This is a genomic window from Acanthopleuribacter pedis (genome assembly GCF_017377855.1).
Lineage (GTDB): Bacteria > Acidobacteriota > Holophagae > Acanthopleuribacterales > Acanthopleuribacteraceae > Acanthopleuribacter > Acanthopleuribacter pedis.
Genome location: NZ_JAFREP010000021.1, coordinates 103,851 through 121,675, shown reverse-complemented (window position 1 = coordinate 121,675; position 17,825 = coordinate 103,851). Strand labels below are relative to the sequence as shown.

The window sequence follows — 17,825 nt, the reverse complement described above, 5'->3', positions numbered from 1 at the left end:
TCGGATGAACCCGGTCACGCCTTTTTTTTCGGGAGGCAGCAGCGCTTGTATTTGCGGCGGCTGCCGCAAGGGCACGGGTCGTTGCGGCCCAGTGGTTTGCGACGCAGGAAGCGGTATTCCTCGGTGAGCAAGGTGGCCGGGTCTTGGCCGTACAATGTGCTGAGCTTGGCGTAAACGCGCGGGTGTTCGCGGGCCAATCGCTCGGGGTTCTCGAAAAAGTATTCCGTGGTGACCGCCAGGAACTCTTGTTCGTTGGTATGGGCGTAGGGGTCGATCGCACCGCGGCCCTTTTGGTCTTCCGCCATTTTCTCGCGCATCAGGTTGCGCCAGGGCGCGATCAGGTCGCGGGGCAGGGCCGCGGCGACGCCGTCGATGCTGCCGTCGCGTTTGTCGACCATGTGGGCGAACTCGTGAATCCCCACATTGCGACGGTCGTGGGGATTGGCGAACCCGGAGATCAGCGCCGGGGCGGAAAGGATCACCACGCCGTTGCTGAGTGAGCCGTGGACCAGACCGAGGATACGGTTGTCCTCGCCGTCACCGCTTTCGTAATCCGCGTTGAAATGGGCGGGGTAAAGCAGCACCTCGCTGAGGTAGGCGTATTCCCAATGGGGCAGGCCCATGATGGGGATCACCGCGGACGCCGCGACCAGGATGCGGTGGAGAGGCGTCACTTCGACATCAATGCCGGTGATCGGTGTTTCTGCCAAAAAGACCTGCACCAACTGCTGGAAGCGTTTTTGATCGGCCGGTTCGAGGCAGTTGTAATAGGCAACCTGTTCTTCGAGCAAGCCGATATCTTCAGTGGGAAGCGGTTGTTGGAGCAAGGCAAAACGACGGCGCGTTCTGGCCGTGAAGCGCCGAAAGGCGACCACGCCGAGGACGACCGCGATGATGGCTAGCGTGGCGGCGACGCCGGGTTGTTGTGTGAAAAAAGCGGCGAGGAAGAGCAGTGGCAGGGCGAGAGCCCCCGCAATTTTGAGTGATTGGGTTCGGTTCTTGGCAAGAACATGGGCATCAACAAGCACGGCCTAACTCCTTTCCGGCGCGGCTATGGTGACACAGAGTGCACCGGAAAGGCAAAGCACAGGAAAGCTGCCTGAATCACTTTTCTGGATAGGTTTTGCCCCATTCATTGGTTGTAAAGCCGGTGAAGGTTTTTGATATGGGATCAAACCAAACATTAAAATAACATGCACCTCCATCGACGGTATCGACAAGCTGTGTTTGCTCATTAATTGGTGCAATATTAATTCTTGGATCTTTGTTTAACTCGATGATTGATTTGTTTGGTGATTCACAATAGGCGTTGATGAAAATCACAGGTTCGTTCTCAAATGAAGTCGCTCCGACAACTTGGATCGTGTAGTCATTCCAGTTTTTTAAGATAGTGTGGTTCGGGTTGACATTTTCTTTGACGAAGGTCCTTAAATTTTTTTTGATAAGATTAAAGTCACTTCTTTCTACTTTCCAGTAATTTGACGAGGGACTTTGCTGATCTGGGGACAAATGGATGAAAAGTGGCGTGTTGGAGGACAACCAGCAGCAAGTCAGAAGGAAAAAATATGTAGTCATGCTTGAACCTCAATGAGCTTTTCTGTCAAGAAGACCGTTTTCTTTACGGATTTCATTTTCAGTGATGTCGCCCTCTTTATTATGGTTTTTGATGCCTATTGTGGCTAGCTCTTCGATCCTTGTGAGGATATCGTATGGTTTCTTAATGCTTTGAAGGTTTACTGTGTTTGTTGTTGTTTTTTCGGGTGGGTAAAACACGCCACGATTGTCGCGATCAGCGTGAATTAACTCATGTGCAAGAATTACAAACATCGGAGTGTACTCGGATAAAGCTGTTTTGCCGTCCGCTGTAGCATCTAGGGTTCCAGGTGTCTTGTTTGGGGCCCAGTAAAATATTTTCCGGTTTTCTACTTTCCCTTTTTTTACTTTTCCGGGTTTTGGGCGTTTGAGTTCGGTTTTGTTTGGGTCACGTAAAATGATTGTTTTATGTGGCGATTCAATCACACGTTCTGAGAGAAGTGTTCCTTGTGGCTTTGTTACATTCTGTGCGCACTTTTCAATTATGATTTGGTCATTTTTGAGTGCCAGCTTGTGATTGCTTATTTTCTGAAGCTCACTTAAGAAGAACGCGCGTTCCGCGGGTGGGACATTTTTATGAAAGAAAAGCGTTTCACCCGTGGGGTCCGTGTACTTTTGGGGATTGTTGGCCGCGTAGCTGTAGGGATTTACGAACTCGCGCGCGGGATCCGTTTGCACGAAGCGGCCCGCGGCGGGATGGTACCAACGGCCGCCCATGTAGGTCAAGCCGGTGCCGTGCTCGCGCTCCTGCCCCGTGAACTGGTGGGGCTCCTTGCCGTCTTCCGGGGTGTCGCTCGGGTACTCTTCCCGCAGGGTGTTGCCGTAGGGATCGGTATCACCCAAGCGCATCACCATAAGCTCGCGGATTTGGTTGTAGGCCGAGGGTTGGGCCACCGCTTCTTGGGTGCCGGCCATGGGGTCGTGCAAGATGAAGGCGTTGTTGTAGTGGGCGCGAATCTCTTCGAGGCCCAGCACGCGGTCGTGGATTTCAACCTGATCCAGCGAACCGTGCATGCGGTATCCATCGTAGGTCGGCCAGTCACCCAGCGCGATGTCTTGGGCGGGGTACAGCGCCGGCAAGGTCACCTCTTGGGGCTCGCCGACTTCTTCGCCGTTCTGATAGAAGCGAACCAAACGACCGTCGAAGGTCACCGCCAGTTGGGTCCAGGTCCGATGCGGTAGCAGCGGCCACTGGGACAAATATTGCCAGCCCTCGGCGCCGCCGCCCACGAGAAGGACGGGCTGTTTGGAGGAGGCGAGGTAGAAGTTGATCGTGTTGTAACGGATGCTGCGCTGGGTTCCGACGCAAATCATGGAGGCGTAGTCTTCCACGCCGTCGCGTTCGTCCGCATCGTAAACCCAAAGCACCAGGCTGAAGGCTTGGCTAAGCCGTTCCAGGCGCGTGTCGTTGGCGAGCGTGATGCGGTCGCCCTGTTCCAACCACAAGGCGCGACGGCCGTCACGGGACATATAGCGTTCGGTACCGACCGCGCTGCCGTCCGCCAGCAAACCCTCGTTGGTCAGGTTGCCTTCGAAGGCCATGGCGACCAGGGGTTGCGCCGCTTCTAACCCGGGTGTCGCCGTGGGGGGCGGGGTTTGGGTCAGGTCTGGGGCGGGAAGGTTGCGGTTGGCGGCCAGCACCATTTTGGTGCTGCCGAGGTGGTCTTTGACATACAGGCCCGTGTTGTATTTGCTTTTGTAGCCGAACCGTTCTTCGCCGTTAAAGAGGTAATAGCGTTTGGCGCGGCCCCAGGCGTCCAGTTCGACCGCGTTGTCGTTACCGGCCGGCACGAAGAAGGTGGTTTTTGCCGTTGCGCCCGCGCCGATTTGGCGGAACACACGGGCGCCGTTGTGGTCGTAGCGGAAGGTGCGGTTGTGCGCGTCCAATTCATCGGCCGCGGTTTCGTTCTGTTTGGACTGGTTGATTTGGGTGGGAAGTTGCGGGAATCGCTGATCGTTGTAGACCATGTCTTGTCTGAAGGTGTTTTGCAAACCGCCCGTGAAGTTGAAGTGCTCCAGGGTGGTGACGTTGCCGAGGTTGTCGTAACCAAAGGCCATTTGATCCCAGCCGTAACCGCCGTTGGTGGAGGAGAGGTAGGTCAGCTGGTTGTTGTTGCCGTTGATGCTGTGGTTGAGCGTGGTGGAGATCGGCGGGTTGCTATCAAAAGAGGGTTTGTTGTTTTGGATTTCACGAATGCGGTTGCCGTTGCGGTCGTATTGGTAGGTTTGGCTGTAGGGTTGCGGCCAGGAGTGGTGGGCGTGGGTGAGTTGGTAGATACCGTCGTAGCCGAACTCGTGGCGCAGGACCTGGGGCCTGATGATGCTGTCTGAACCGGAACCAAGCGCCTCGACTTCCGTTGTGTGGTGGTAGGTTTCGTTGAGGATGGCGATGGTGCCGTCGAACATGCGGCGCACGCCTTCGTTTAGCGGGTTCCCGTTTTGACCACAGTCGCCGGTGAAGCAATCGTTGAGCCCGAAGTAATCCAATTCGACTTGATAGGTTTGCAGATTCCCGACCCGGACGTCGTGGGTGTAGAGCCAGTCGCGCACGTCGTAGCGGTAGCGGTTGCCCACTTGAACGCCGGCGCCGTCGCCGTAGGTCACCTCGTCGATGTGGCCGGTGGGTGTGTAGGTCCAGGTGGTTAAGGTACGTTGGGTTTCGTCCATGCTGATGTTGGCCGTTTCATCAATCAGGGGTCCGAGCACCGCGTGGGCTGAGGCCACCGGTGTGGTGAATTCGGCGCCGACCTGGCGGTGGGTGACCGCGATCTGCATGCGATCCGAGAGCGGGGTCAGATCGAGGGTGTGGACGAGCCGGCCGAAGGCGTCGTACTGGAAGCCCAGGCCTTGGTGGTGGGTTTGGTTGTAGAAGGCCGTCACCAAATCGCGGTTGTCGTATTGCAACCAGGTGATTTGGGGTTCCAGCACGCCGCGAACCAGGTAGACGCGACAGACTGCACGGCCTTTGAAGTCGTAATAAACCCGTTCCGCGCTGTGGGCGCTGTTGGTTTCTACAATTTGCCCGATGGGGTCGGCAAAAAGGATCCCGTCTTCATCCCAGGGATAAGCGGCTTGGAGGTCGAAGAAGTTGGGCCAAAACGCGTTGTTGCTTGCGCTGGGTCCCGTTTCCGTGTGGCGTACAAAGGGTTGGCGACGGTTGAAGGTGTCGTAAACGTCGTAGAGGGTTTCGACGAAGCTGTCGTTGATGGGTTCACCGGTGTTCGCCAGCGGGCCGAAATCGGCCGGGGCGAGGGCGCCGGATTGATTGGGGTTCAAAGTGTTTTGCAGCGATGCGCGGGTGGCGCCGCCGGGGAACGCGGAGAGGTCGAGGGTTTGCAGCGCGACCACGCGCCCCTCGGGATCATAGATCGTTTCGCGCCAGAGGGTGCCGCCGGCGGTGTTGCCTTGTTGGTGGAGACGGACGCGGCCGTGGCGGTCGTAGACGAACCAGCTTGTACCCGCATCGGGCTCGTGGGTGGCGATCATGCGGTCGTGGGCGTCGTATTCGAAACGGGTCGTTAGATTGGCGCCCGAGGCGGTTGGCGCAATCGCCCAGGGCCCGCCGGCGGATTTGCGAAGGCTCAAGGCGCGGGGTGGCCAGGTTGCCACCATTCGGCCTTTGCGGTCGAACTGGTGGAAGGTGACCAGGTTGCGGTCGTTCGGCCAGTTCCCTGAGGCGGCCGCTTGGCCGGGGTTGGCGACCGTGCCAAGGCGATCCGCGTAGTCGGAAGGCAGGTAGATCACGTGGTTCTCAATGCGTGCCGGGTGTTCACCGACGCGAACGTCGAAACCCCAATCGGTTAACATCGAAACTTCCGGGTTGACGATGTCGAACAGCTTGCGATCTTCTTGGCCGACCAGGGTCATACTCATCAATCCATTGGGATCGATGGCGAGGGATCCTTTGAGGCCGGGCTGCGCCGTGGCGCCGCCTTCGTCGAGCGGGAGCAGGTTGTTGCCGGTCTCGAGGTTTTCGATGAGCAGGTCACGTTGCGTGGGCAGGGCCGAGCCGCTCTGTTGGGCACTGATGGTGAAAAAGTGGTAGCGCTCAAAGCGGAGCGGGTCGGTTTGACTCCGCGCTTGTTCGCCCATGGGAATGGTGCCGAGGACGCGGGCGCGGGTTGGGTCTTGTTCGTAAAGGGTCTCGACGACGGGGGCACTGTCCTTTTGGACGATGTAGGAAAGGTTGTCGGGGCCGCCGGGACGGGCGTTGCCGGTGTGCCAGAAGCGGGTGCCGGCGGCAAAGGTGTCGGTGCGGCTGCCGGCCGCGGCCAATTCCAGCGGCATGGTTGCGGCCGCGTTTTGCAGGCTGCCGTTGCCGATGTAGGGGTTTTGACCGATATCGGCCAAAAAGGTTTTCCCGGTTTTGGTTTGGCGGCCGAGGCTGTCAAATTCGGTGACCCCGGAGATCACCACCTTGTTGCGCATTTCCGCCGAAACCTTGGTCGCCATGGTGCGGGTTTCCTGGGCGCGACCGGTCAGGTCACTGAAAAGAACCGTCACGATCCGGTGGCTGGGATCCTCGCGATCCGGGTAAGTGATGGTGACGATGCGGTTGTGATCCGTGCTTTGGCCAAAATTCGAGGCATCGCTGTTGGGCATTTGGAGTTCGACGTTGTTCTGAAGGAAGGTGCGGTCGACCGGGGCGAGTGGGCTGCGAACCAACTCGTTTTCTGGGATAAACACCACGATTTGGAATTGGGCGGGGTTGAGGTTGTCGCCGGGTTGGTTGCGCCAAAAAACATTGTACTGCTGTTGCCAGGTAGTTTGCGCGGCATTCAGTGTGGTCGCCTGGCGGTTGGCGTAGGTGAAGGGCATGGCGCTCGCGGTAGCTTCCGGGTAGGGGACGAGGAACACCAGGTGGCGTTCATTTTGATTTTGATTCGGGGTGAAGGGGATCGTCAGGTAGGCGTAGCTTCCGAGGCTGTTGAGGTTGGGCGTGGTGGCCAGGTCGTTGATGGCAAGTGCTTCTTTGCCGAGGACCCAGGTGTGTTGCGCTTGGTCCTGCACATTCTCCGAGGCGAGGGTGAAGGGTTCCGGTGCGTAGGCCGCGGCAAGGGCTTGGCCGAGGTCGCTGCCGGGGGCGACGGATGCGAGGGTTTCGAGCGCGGAACCGTGGTTCACGCCGAGGCCGGAGGAGAGGTTTTGCGGCGCGTCGATGAGGGTGCTGTCGTTGCGATAGAGGGTGAACTGGGTGGTGTAGCGTTGGCGTTCGGCGGTGTTTTCGGGCGAGATGACGGTCCCATTCCGACCACGGTAGGACAGCGAAAGTGCGACCGGAATCGCGTTACCCTTGGCCCAAAAGGCCTCGCCTAGCGTGTTGATCGGGATGCGACCGTAGATGCGGATGAGCTTACCCGCGCTGTCGTAGGTAACGGTGCTTTGGGCCAGGGAGCCGTTGGCAGCGCCGATTTGCACGCCGGCCGTCTGCGCGCTGGGTACCCAGGCTTGGCCATCCCAAGCTTCGCCCTCGTTCTCCCATTTCCAGTAAAAATTCTCCCAGTTGACCATAGCGACGTTTAGGTCGCTATTGGGCGTTACTTCCTGGATGAAGGTTGCCGTTTCGTTTACGTCGTCACGAAAAAGAACCCGTTCTTTGTTCACCGACCGGAAGCTTAATTGGGAAATGCCCAGTGTCTCGGGTGGACTGCCGTAGCTGAGGGTGATGGGGAAGCCGTCACCACGGTAATTATCGGACGAGGTCAGGACTTCGTTGGAAGTGCTGTTGACGATGTAGAAGCGAAAGCGACGGGTGATCGTATCTTTCGTATTGGGGTTCAACATCTTTGCCGTGACAAAGGTATCGCGCCATTGGGTGGGGACTTCTTGTGTATTTCCGGGCTTCGGTTCGATGGCATTGAACTGAATACGAAGGCGACCGGTTGCAATATGGTTGAGGTTCACATCGAATGTTTCAAAGGATTGGCCGGTAGCTGCTAGGTACGCGTGCAGCGGGGTATTAACCAAAATTTGGGTTTCATCGGTGTTTAATTCAGGTTCGATGACCACTTGAAGTGTGAAATTAGCCGGGTTGGCTTGGTAGGTAGTGTGGTTGAGGATGGCCTCTGTTTCGATGACGAAATCGGCGACTTGGTCATCTGAGTAATACCAAGGTTCCTCTTTGGTTACCGGGATGATGGTGCTGCTAGGTAATGGATCATTGGTTTCGCACTCAAATAATCCATCGTAGGTAACGCTTAAGGTGTTGGCGACGTCAAAGGCGTGCTCACGACCGGTCCAAGTATCGGTTACCACAAAGTTCCACATCTCCACGGGGAAAGGAGCAAGGTCAGGTTCTGGTCTTGGCGTCTCGGTTTGAGATACGCGCATATAATCGCATTCACCGATCCAGTTATAGCTGGTGAATTGCCAACCGGTTTGGTTGTACCTTGTGAACGTTCTACCTGATTCGGGGAGATGGTTTCGAACGGTAAAGCGAAGGTCAAGGCCGGGGTAGGGAACCGTCTTTTCGATACCGTTTTCGTTGTAGATGTCCTGTTCTAGGTCGGTAACGGATATTTTGAAGCCTTCTGAATTTTCGCCCCCGAAAAGTTGGGTGGTGAAGTTGCTTGATTCGCGAAGCTTGACGCGCATGAACTTGCGTTCATCCGCGGAAACATTTCGAAGGGATAGCTGGAAGGTGGCGGTGATGTTACTGAGATCACGGACAAACCCAAAATCTTGAACCATCTGTTCGGTAAAGCCGTAGGCGTCACGAACGGAATAGATGACCCGGTAGGGGATTCCGGCGATATAGGTTTGATCGAACTGAAAGGTGTCCACATCAATGCGACGCTCAACCAGTGTCCAATCTTGGGAAGCAGCGTCCCAGCGAAAGATTTCCCAGGTTGGGTTGAAGCGTTCGGGATTGTCATTGCCATAAACGTCAGCGACCCGTGCTTTAAGGATATCGCCCTTACTGACCCATGCCGTTGCATTCAGGTTTTCCGGGAAGGAAAAAAGAACGGGATCGCTTTCCGGGTCGCGGGCGAGGTCGATGCCCTGGATATCAAGTTCGCCAAAAAGGCGATAATGAATGGGGATCCCAACCGAGCCGTCATAATTCAGCGCTTGGTCACGGGTCAGCAACGGAAGGTGGATGCCATTAATGGAAATGTTGATATCCCAATCGGGAGGAAGATCTTGGGGGTAAGCAGGCCAGCCCGAGGTGATCCCACTTGGGTCCAGATCATCATAAGCCACAATCGAAGCCGTTAAATAGTAGGGATTCTCTTTGTCCGTGATGTTAACGGTGTTTACGTCGCCCTCGTAAAGGAGTCGGGTAAGCGTGTCATGTACAAAGGACGATGTGAATTGATTGTTTGATTTCTTTAAAGAGATAAGGTTACTGCGTAACCATTTGGCGTAAGTCACGGTGTTGCCCGTTGTTTCTTTTTTGTAAATGGTGAAAACTAAGTGTTTGTTGTTTTTAAGTTCAACAGTGTGGTAGGTGTCATTCTCGTTTTCAATGCCAGCAATGGTGTTTTCAGGTATTGGCGGTTTATCTGACTTTCGAAGGAAAAGGCTAGTTTCTGAAGATTGGTGCTGAAACCCCCATTTTGTCGATGAAATATCTGCTGTCAGTGTTTTGTCGTAGGGTTGAATGGAAAAAGCGAGCGAACTAGTTGAAAACTGATTAATGGAAATTTCCGAAGAACGAAAAAAGACTTTTAGTTTTCTAGTTTTGAAGCCATCTATGAAGTTCGAACGAATGAACGATGGATCGTAGATAGCGGCAAAACCATTTTTGAATGGTCCAAAGTTGATATAGGGCCAAAAATTTGAGTTGCTGCTGCTCCAAGGGATTCTACTCCAGGGAGGGATATCATTAGCTGGTAGCCAGCGGTGCCCGTCCCAATATTCTTCGGTATCTATGTCTTGCCAAAGCCATTCGATAGTTTTATCACCTATTAAGAAAGGTGTATTGTCAAAAAGAAAATGTGCACTGTCTTCTTCAATTAAATAAGTCGGTCGTGCAATAATATAATTCTCATATGGTATGACAACTTGCTTATGGGTTTTAATGTCTTTGTAGGTGATCTCAAGTTCTGTAGGTGTGGTATGTGTAGCGTTTAAAAGGTCGTAGTTGTGAAACATCAAATTAGTGAAGTTGATATGAACTCGATAGTGAGTATTTGAGATTTTTTCAAGTTTCGATCCATGGAAAATTGAAAACTTTTTTATTTTATCGAGAGTCATTAGAGGGAAATCAGATGATTTATATGGACTCAAAAAACGAGTTCCGTTGAAGATCCTCTCTCTTCTCTGAGATGAGTTAGAGTTGTAAGGATCGCGTACTGACGTAGTGTAAGCTAGCTTTATAAATATTTCATTCTGATCTGGCTCTTGTGTTAGTCCGATTAAGTCAAAGGTGACTGTTGATGTAGGAGTAATTGTGCTTGGATCAGTATTGTACCTATCTGTGCCAATAACCTTATCATCAAGAAATCGGACCTGGCCCATGTGTTGCACCGGGGTTCGTCGATCCAAATATTCGTTTTGAAGGTAGACATCGTAAACCATGCCGTTTTTCATGGGGACGTACACCTGGGGTTCCGGCCTTTGGTGCCAAATTGGGTCGAGCCATTCACCCGTTTCATCTTTAAGGCCAACGTACCACTGGCCGCGGATCGGGGTATTTCCGGTCCGTTCGATTTGGAAGTGGGGTAATCGGTTTGTCAGGTGGTAGGTATCGATGGGCGCAATCTCTAGGTCCGTGTAGGCATCGATGTTGGGCAGCGCGGGTTTGCTCAACCGAAATTCTATAGCAGGGGCTTCGTTCGCAAACTTAAATTGCTCAATATCCTCGGGACGAACCCCGGTAGGGGCTTGGCTGGGTTCGTTTGGATCAGGATCCGCACTAATACGCGTATAAAAAATACTGTAGACAATCGCGCGATAGGTTGTTTCATAATCTAAATTGAGGATGCTAAGGTCCTGTTCTTCGGTTGTATACCAATGGATGGGATTGCGCCAATCTTCGTTAAGCCAAGTTCCATCCTCTAGTTTTTGAATGGCAACCGCAAAAGCTTGTTTCACGATCTCCGAGTTATAGTTCGGTGATCCATTCCAGGATATCTTCGGCGGATTACCCGGCTTAAATTCAAGATCGGGAACCGGTGCCGGCGGTACAATTTCAAAACGAAGCAGAACGGGTTCGGATTCAATGGGCGTGTTGGCGCCATCGTAACGCAGCGCCAAGTAGTAGCGCCATTCGGGCTGGTTCCAAAATGCTTGAATGAAATCGGTTTGGGTCATTTCCAGATTGGCCAAGTCATCATCCGAGTTAGCCTGTCTGGCCTGGAATAGATCGCCGTTACTTTGGTTGGCATCGGTTAACGGCCGCCATTCAGTTGTATTGCTCCATCCAGAGCGATTCCAGTACGCCGTTTCCGTGATCCTTTGGCGGTGTAATCGGTAAGATACTTTTTCAGGTTCCAGCAGGGCATCATAGGTTAATGATGCCTTGATCCTGAGTTGTGCGTCTCCACCCAAGGTGACGTTAAAGCCGGTCTGTTCTTTGTCGATTTCAAGTCGGGTTTGGTTCCTTCGGTTGAGCGTCACAATCGCGTCGCTGTAAAGATCGTTGCCGTTGAGGTTATGGCCCACGCGAACTTTGATTCTTTTTGACGGTTGTCCTTGCCAGAAGGCCTCGGTCAGGTCATTTTGAGCCAGGGTAATTCGGATTCTGTCATTCACCACCCTGTAGAAACCAAAAGAATTATTATTCCACGTATCATCACTAATGCGGTCAATGTCCATGAATCGCCAGAATGGATGGGGGCTTGCGTGAGAGCTGTTGAACCGTGTCGGTGTTGTCGTCCAATCAGAACCTGCCCAGTAGGTTCTTGGGTTGTCAGCATCTTCAAACATAACAAGGATTGGTGTGTTTACTTGTTCGTCATAGCGAAGCATGTGCGATTCGATGACAACAGGCGCGCTGATATTTGAATCGATGGAACGGTCCTCGGTAGAACCAAAATTGACCTCAAATGATTTATTTGCCCACAAAGGCAATGAGGTGAGAAGCGAGAAGATGAACATGATTCTTAACATGCTGATAACCCTTTTGAATATTCCTGGCTATGGTTTGTGAATCTCAAAATACTTATGGTAATTAGGGTGTAGTACCCAAGGGCGTATATTCCAGACGATGGTGCTCCTTACTCGGATTACCTTCCAGATCAATAACGCGTACCAGTTGGCCTTGTTTGTTGTATTGAAAACGAGCGGTGCGGCCTCTGGCGTCTGTCATGGCCGTAATCTGTCTCGTCGCCGAATGGTAATCGTAGTGGGCAACCGAGCTACGCGCTTTTCCAGTCGTTGCACCCGGGTAAATTGCGATATTGTCAATCGTGCAGTTGGTTGCACCCGTCGCGATGTTGAGATTGGCGAGTGAAGCAGTTGGGATTTTTATTTTGATCATGTACCAACCAAAATCCACGCGGGAAACAGAAAACGTGTCTTGCTCTGCTCTTGGTTGTGAATTGACCAAAGGAATGGTTAACCCGTTGATGACGAGATGGTGCTGTCCGTGGCCGGTCCCGGGCTTCGCATAGAGTCGCAACCAATAAGTTTGCGCTGTAGGTGGTGGCTGATCAGCCGGCCTTCCTTCACCCGGAATAAAGGATATGTTCAATGATCCCCTGGCTCCATAACGACCTGTATAAGAGCGTGACATTCTGTGGTTTAGGTTGCTCATGTCATCTTGTTCCGTGGTCCAGCCGGTAAGCGATAAACCGCTAGGTATCTGCGATTTGGGTGGATAGGTGTTCGTCGGATTGTCGGCCCAGTGTTCGAAGTCTTCGTAGTAAACTTCATCACGTCGTGCATGGGTGAAACTCGCCTTGAGGAAGGTTCCACTGCTGTCGTACACCGCGCTGTTGAAATTACCCAAGCGGTCTCGGTACTCCAGCACCTGGCCATGGCTGTTCCAAACCGTGTTTTGTCCGCTGATCTCCCATCGGCCGTCCGGCGCACCGCTGCCATCGTAAAGGTACTGGGTGTCTTTGATGAAACCGGCCTGTCGTTGGTCCGGGATGACGGCCCAACCGTTGCTGCTGTTGTCCGTGTTGGTGTGGAAAAACGAGAGGTTCGCGTCTTTAAACCATGCGGCGGCACGATTTGGGTAACCATTGTTTCGCCAATGGCCTACGTTGGCACCCAAAACCTGTACATCATTGCCCGCGAGACGGGTTGTCCAGCCCGCATCGAATTGGTCATGCAAACGAACACGGCTTTCGGCTGTCAACACATAACCTTTTTGATTCAGCATGTTTGTGCTTTTCATGCCGTCAAGGCTTCCATTGGTGTCCCAAACCTCGTGGGCCGGAATCATCCATTCGTAACGGTACATGGGACTGCCGTCGCCATTGACCGAGGTCGTCTCCACCAACATCGGATTCCCGCTACTGTAGTCGTAAGCCAGCATTTCCTTTCGGGCACGCACCACCTTGGTGCGATTACCCAGGGGTTCGTGGTGACGAACCGTGGTCCGGTACTGCACAAACTGGTTCCATACTTCATCTTGTGCGCGAATGCCCACATTGTAGAAGTAACCGTCGCCATCCGCACGCGCGATGACCAACGCTTGGCTTTTCTCGGTATGAACCCCTTGAGACAGGCGCTTGCTAAAGGGTTCGGTGAGCGGTTGGTATCCATTTAAGTTAGACGCATTGCTATCAAAGGCGGCTTGGGGTGTGGTGGCCGCCAAGCGACCGTCGCTTCCTCTTGTGAAGCGCGCAACCGTTGGACCGTTTCCGTCCAGCGTGAAGCTGGGCCGGAATTCGTACAAGGTCTCCTGAACGGGTCGCCCCTCGGCATCGAGGGTTGTTTGTTCCTGCAATTTTCCGATCAAGCTGCTGTTGTTGATCACCAGAGCATCGGCCGAATACCGCAACAGGAAACCCACGGGGGATTCATAGTTGTGGCCCGCGATTTCGAAGGGGTTGCTCACATCCAGGTTACCCTCGCTGTTGCGGCGTAACTTCCAGCGGAACATCGGATTCACAGCGTGTGACAGGGCGACGCCCGCGGTTACTTCCGTGTTTTCGTAGCGGGTTCGCTCGGTGATGCTGGGATCGCGCCACCAGAAGGTGGTGCCGATTTGGTGTTCATCAATCCGTTCTTGATAATTGCTGTAATGCCCGTTGGTCGGATCCGCGTGGTTAAAGGGTTTGATGACCTGCTGTTCTGAGGCGGTGATGAACCGATAGCGGGTGCTTCCGCCCAAGGGCTGACCGGCGTTGTTGTGGGTCGAGACCGTGACTTCACCGTACACGATTTCACTGCCGGGCATGTTGTAGTAGGGATGCGCATTTGAGACGATCAATCGCTGATCACCACCGATCCCATAGCGGAAGGCGCTGGGATCGCTGAAGATGGTACCCGAATCGAGACCGTCCGCGGCGGATGTGTAGCTGTAACGCAGCAGCCGAACTTGATCGGCAGGTGGTTCGGTCGCGTTGCCAGGCCAAGCGAGGGGTGCTGTTTTCATTTGGGAAACACGCAGACCGCCGCCGAACTCGCCCACGGACAGATCGGGATTTTGGCTTAAACCCGCTTGGTAGGGAATCGGTTGCCCGTTCTGTTCGGGAATCGCCCACACGGCCAAGCCCATGACCCGTCCGTCCGGGTGAGCCGTCTCGGTGACCAACCATCGCGCCAGCTCGTCCAAGCTGTTGTGTGCCGCGGCCATGGTGGGGCTTGCGGGCACATCCAGCGGCACCACAAAGCGGTGAATGTTGGGTGAAGGGTATTCGGCGGTAGGGGGACGGCAGGTACCTGATGCATCGATCCAGGTGCAGTCCTCGGGAATCGACATGCCGCGCGCAAAAACAATGACCTGGCCGGGGTAGGCGCCGGTGGCACGGCTCCAGTCAAGCGGAATGCCCGATAAGGCATCGCGTACCTCGCGAAAGGATTTAGGGTTGAGGCGCGTGCCGACCAATGTTTCGATGTCTGCCTGCCAGTGGATCATCCCGCCCGCGTTTTGCTGAAGCACGCCGACGGGGTCGCTTGGTGAAACACGGGCGTTTACCGCCAGGCGATCCTGGGCGCGGCTGTAGCGGTCACTTTCGTATTGCAGGGATATTTCAGTGCCAACCGGGGTTTGAATGCTTTTCAAACTGAAATTGGCTTGGATAGGGACCGTCACATCACCGTCCATAAAGGTTCGCGGCGAGACCAAGCTGCGGAAGCGACTGCTTTCGGGAGATGGAAAACCCCAAGGGTCTTTTTGGTAATAGGCACCCTGGTAACCGGTTGGATGGGTCGCGGCGGTTTTGTCGATATAATAGCCAAACTTGAAGGGGTTGCTCGTGCTGCCGACGCCACTGAATTGAACCTGGGTTAAGCTCAACCGCCCGCCATTGGCCGAGTTCGGAACCAAATGACCCAACTCATAGGTGTAGGTGAAATCGGTTTTTCGCAGATATTCTTCGCCGAGAACTGTTTCTTGGTACTGATTAAAGGTCTGTAGGTCAAGGGTTTGACCGTAAGCCGTGGTGAACAAGGCGTTGTTTTTGGTGGATCGACCGTAAATACGGATGCGATCCAGTTTCACCGAGCCATTGAGCTGTCCGGGTCGTGTCGCCGAGACGTCGGCGGTGATCGAATTGAAATTACATGGGTTTCCATCGAACACCGCGCAACTGTACACATAAAACAGGTCACCGTGGGTGTAGGGCAAAGTGCCCAGGTAAATCATGCCCGGTTGCCTGCCGTCTGAAAGCGTGACCGGCATGCTTTGGCCGGATTCGGTCAGGCCGATTAAGTGGGCGGTTCCGGGTCGGAAAAGGACCAGATGACCCTCGGAAAGGGTAACGCGTGACGAAGCCCAGTTCTCGATTTGGCTGATCAGGGGATGGGGATTGCCGGCCTCATCGCTGAGGCTGCTATCCAGCATTTGGTAATGCCCCGGCCGAAAACGGTAATAAGGTCGTTCAATCGCTTGCGGCGGTGTTGCGTTTTTGTCCCAGGTTGCACCGCGGTTATCCGTGCGGTTTGCACTGTAATCAAAGGCGGCCAGGTGGGTGCGCGTTTTTGCGAAAAGGGGTACGTAGAGGTCTTTTGATCCGCGACTCCTTTCAAACGAAAAATAACCCTCGGTGCGGTCACGTCCGTTGAAATTGAAGTCGGCTTCCCCGTCGCCGGGTTCACCGGTACTGGGAAAGGGGTTGAGCCAATTAAACGAGGGGTTGGCCAAGCCGTATTGGAAGGTAATGTAATCGCCGAAATCCTCGGGACCGTAGTGTCCGTGGGGGTGCCTGTCCACAAAATCGGGGCTGGTCACCGCGGCCAAATACCAAGCGTAGGCATAGGGTTGTGTCATTCGTTCGACGCTCTTGCGCTCAGGCCCGGCCGGATCGAGGCTTTCCGTGGTGCGTGAATGACGTTCTTCCTCGTAGTTGCGCGGGGCGGCGCCGGCCGTAACCAGGCCGTGGTTGTCGCGCATGACCCCGAAGACATAACGAATGCCGTCGTTTTTCACGACGGTGATGCGTTCGATGCGACCCTGATCGTCGAGGTGGTAACGAATCCGTTGCGATTGATGATGGCGGCGGTAGTGTCGCCACCGTTTGATCTGCTGGTCGCTCATGGTGCCGCGCAAGTTGTAGGGGTCATGATCCTCGGCCAAGGCGGGATCGTTCAAAAAGACCATGTTGTCCGGGCCTTTTCCGGCGAACGAGGTGGTCTCGAAATGGTGCCAATCGTCTTCATGAAAATAATCGCGAACGACCTCCGGCCAGTTGGCCAGACGGCCCTCTTCCAAGGCGACCATCAAGTTGCGGTAAGGGTGGAACTGGAAGAACCCGGTGTTGGGAAGGGAAGTGGTGCTGTTTTCGGGTGGTAACAACAGGCCGCGTTTTTGGTAAACCGGCTTGGCAACGCCGGACAAACCGGGCGCCGCAACGGAGTACAGGTCGAAACTACCGGTGAGGTAGTTGGCCTGCAGTGCGTTTGCTTGGTTGAGTGCGTCGCGGTCTTCGCCTTCCTGGTAGGGGGCAATGTAGGCGGCGTTAAAATCTTGGTAAAACGTATCGAGTGAAATGTTATTCCCGGTGGCATCGGTATAAGTTCGGTCCAAATCGGAATGGTTCAGTACTTTCTCCGCTTTAATTTCGGCGGGGATGCCCAGCACGCCGACTTCCGAGGCGATCACGGTGTTTTTGCCGGTCCCGTTTAAGCGTGGTGTGTGGGCGCCGGACACCTCGCGACCGACCCTGTCCATGTGAAGGTAGCCATAGGCGTGAGAGGCCGAGCGGCGGTAGGCACGTGATTTAAAAATGCCCAAATTCATGCCGAGCAACGAGGCCGAACCACCGCTCTGTTTGGTGATATATGGCGAATACTGGGTGTTGGGACGGTGGACGGTCACGCCTTGAATGCCCACGTTCCCGGATGAGCTAATACTGGTCCCGCTGTCCGCGTGGCTGAGCGACAAACCCGCGCCGTCACTGCCGACGGACGCGGAGAAACCCATCCCCGTCTCGCCGATGCTCCCCGAGTAACTTGCCGACCAGGAGCCGTAAGTGTTGCCTTTCCCGTCCCGGCCAAAACCCAATTGGGCGTTGACGCCCGATTGGCCGAGGCTGTAGCCGACCTGGCCGCCAAAGCCACCGTGGTTGTCCCAGTTCACGCCCACGTTGCCGCCCTTAAATCCAATCCCCACGGAATAGCTGTAGGTGGAGTTGGTGACTTCCGAGGTGAGGATCGGCGCCGCGCGGTAGTCATCGGGATAGGCCCGAACCGCGCGGGAAATGGAGCCAGGCTGCAGGTTCCAACCCAAACCGACCCAACTTGCTTCCTGCGCCAAACGAATACCCGCCTTGTAATTCAACGACAAGGGAAAGGATCCGCCGGGTGCGCCGGGCAGGTCGCCGACCGGTAAGGCATACTGAAAGTCTCCCGAGGAAAGATTCACCAGGTCGGTGATGTCAACCGGCTCGAACTGGGTCACTTCCGGTGCGGTGGCACCGGTCGTTTGCGCGTAAAGCGGAAGGAGGGCTAGGGCAATAAATGCCGGCCCGCGACAGAGGCGAGAAAACATAAAGGTTCTCCATAGGTTAGGTCACATAAAAAGACACACCCTTATCCGGCGACAGCGAACCGCGGTGGGCAATGTGGATTTCATATGCGAAAAATACGTTTACGGGGATATGCCGGGGTACCGGCTGGGCAAACGACGAAATACGCCGTATATGGCAAACACGACCAGGATCTTAAACGAA

The 17,825-nt window shown here is 54.5% G+C and carries 4 protein-coding genes; all 4 read right to left on the bottom strand.

The genetic code is table 11. From position 1 onward, the window contains the following. Nucleotides 1-14: 14 nt before the first annotated feature. The 4 genes from J3U88_RS21485 to J3U88_RS21470 all read right to left on the bottom strand — a co-directional run bounded on the left by J3U88_RS21485 (nt 15) and on the right by J3U88_RS21470 (nt 17,644). Nucleotides 15-1,028 (bottom strand): zinc-dependent peptidase, encoded by a 1,014-nt coding sequence (locus J3U88_RS21485; RefSeq protein ID WP_207861082.1) that lies wholly within the window; start codon nt 1,026-1,028, stop codon nt 15-17. 76 nt (nt 1,029-1,104) lie between these two features. Beyond that, the gene (locus J3U88_RS21480; protein WP_207861036.1) at nt 1,105-1,575 is read right to left on the bottom strand and encodes a hypothetical protein; all 471 of its coding nucleotides are present in this window, start codon (nt 1,573-1,575) and stop codon (nt 1,105-1,107) included. Nucleotides 1,576-1,584: 9 nt separating this feature from the next. Continuing rightward, nucleotides 1,585-8,967 (bottom strand): RHS repeat-associated core domain-containing protein, encoded by a 7,383-nt coding sequence (locus J3U88_RS21475; RefSeq protein ID WP_207861035.1) that lies wholly within the window; start codon nt 8,965-8,967, stop codon nt 1,585-1,587. Between the two features lie 2,743 nt (nt 8,968-11,710). Further along, nucleotides 11,711-17,644: a hypothetical protein gene (locus tag J3U88_RS21470; RefSeq protein ID WP_207861034.1), complete on the bottom strand. Its 5,934-nt coding sequence runs from the start codon at nt 17,642-17,644 to the stop codon at nt 11,711-11,713. Between the last annotated feature and the right edge of the window lie 181 nt (nt 17,645-17,825).

What these genes read in the sequence shown, in the direction of transcription:
- J3U88_RS21480 (WP_207861036.1), bottom strand. Translation starts at nt 1,575, where the DNA reads ATGACTACATATTTTTTCCTTCTGACTTGCTGCTGGTTGTCCTCCAAC.
- J3U88_RS21470 (WP_207861034.1), bottom strand. Translation starts at nt 17,644, where the DNA reads ATGTTTTCTCGCCTCTGTCGCGGGCCGGCATTTATTGCCCTAGCCCTC.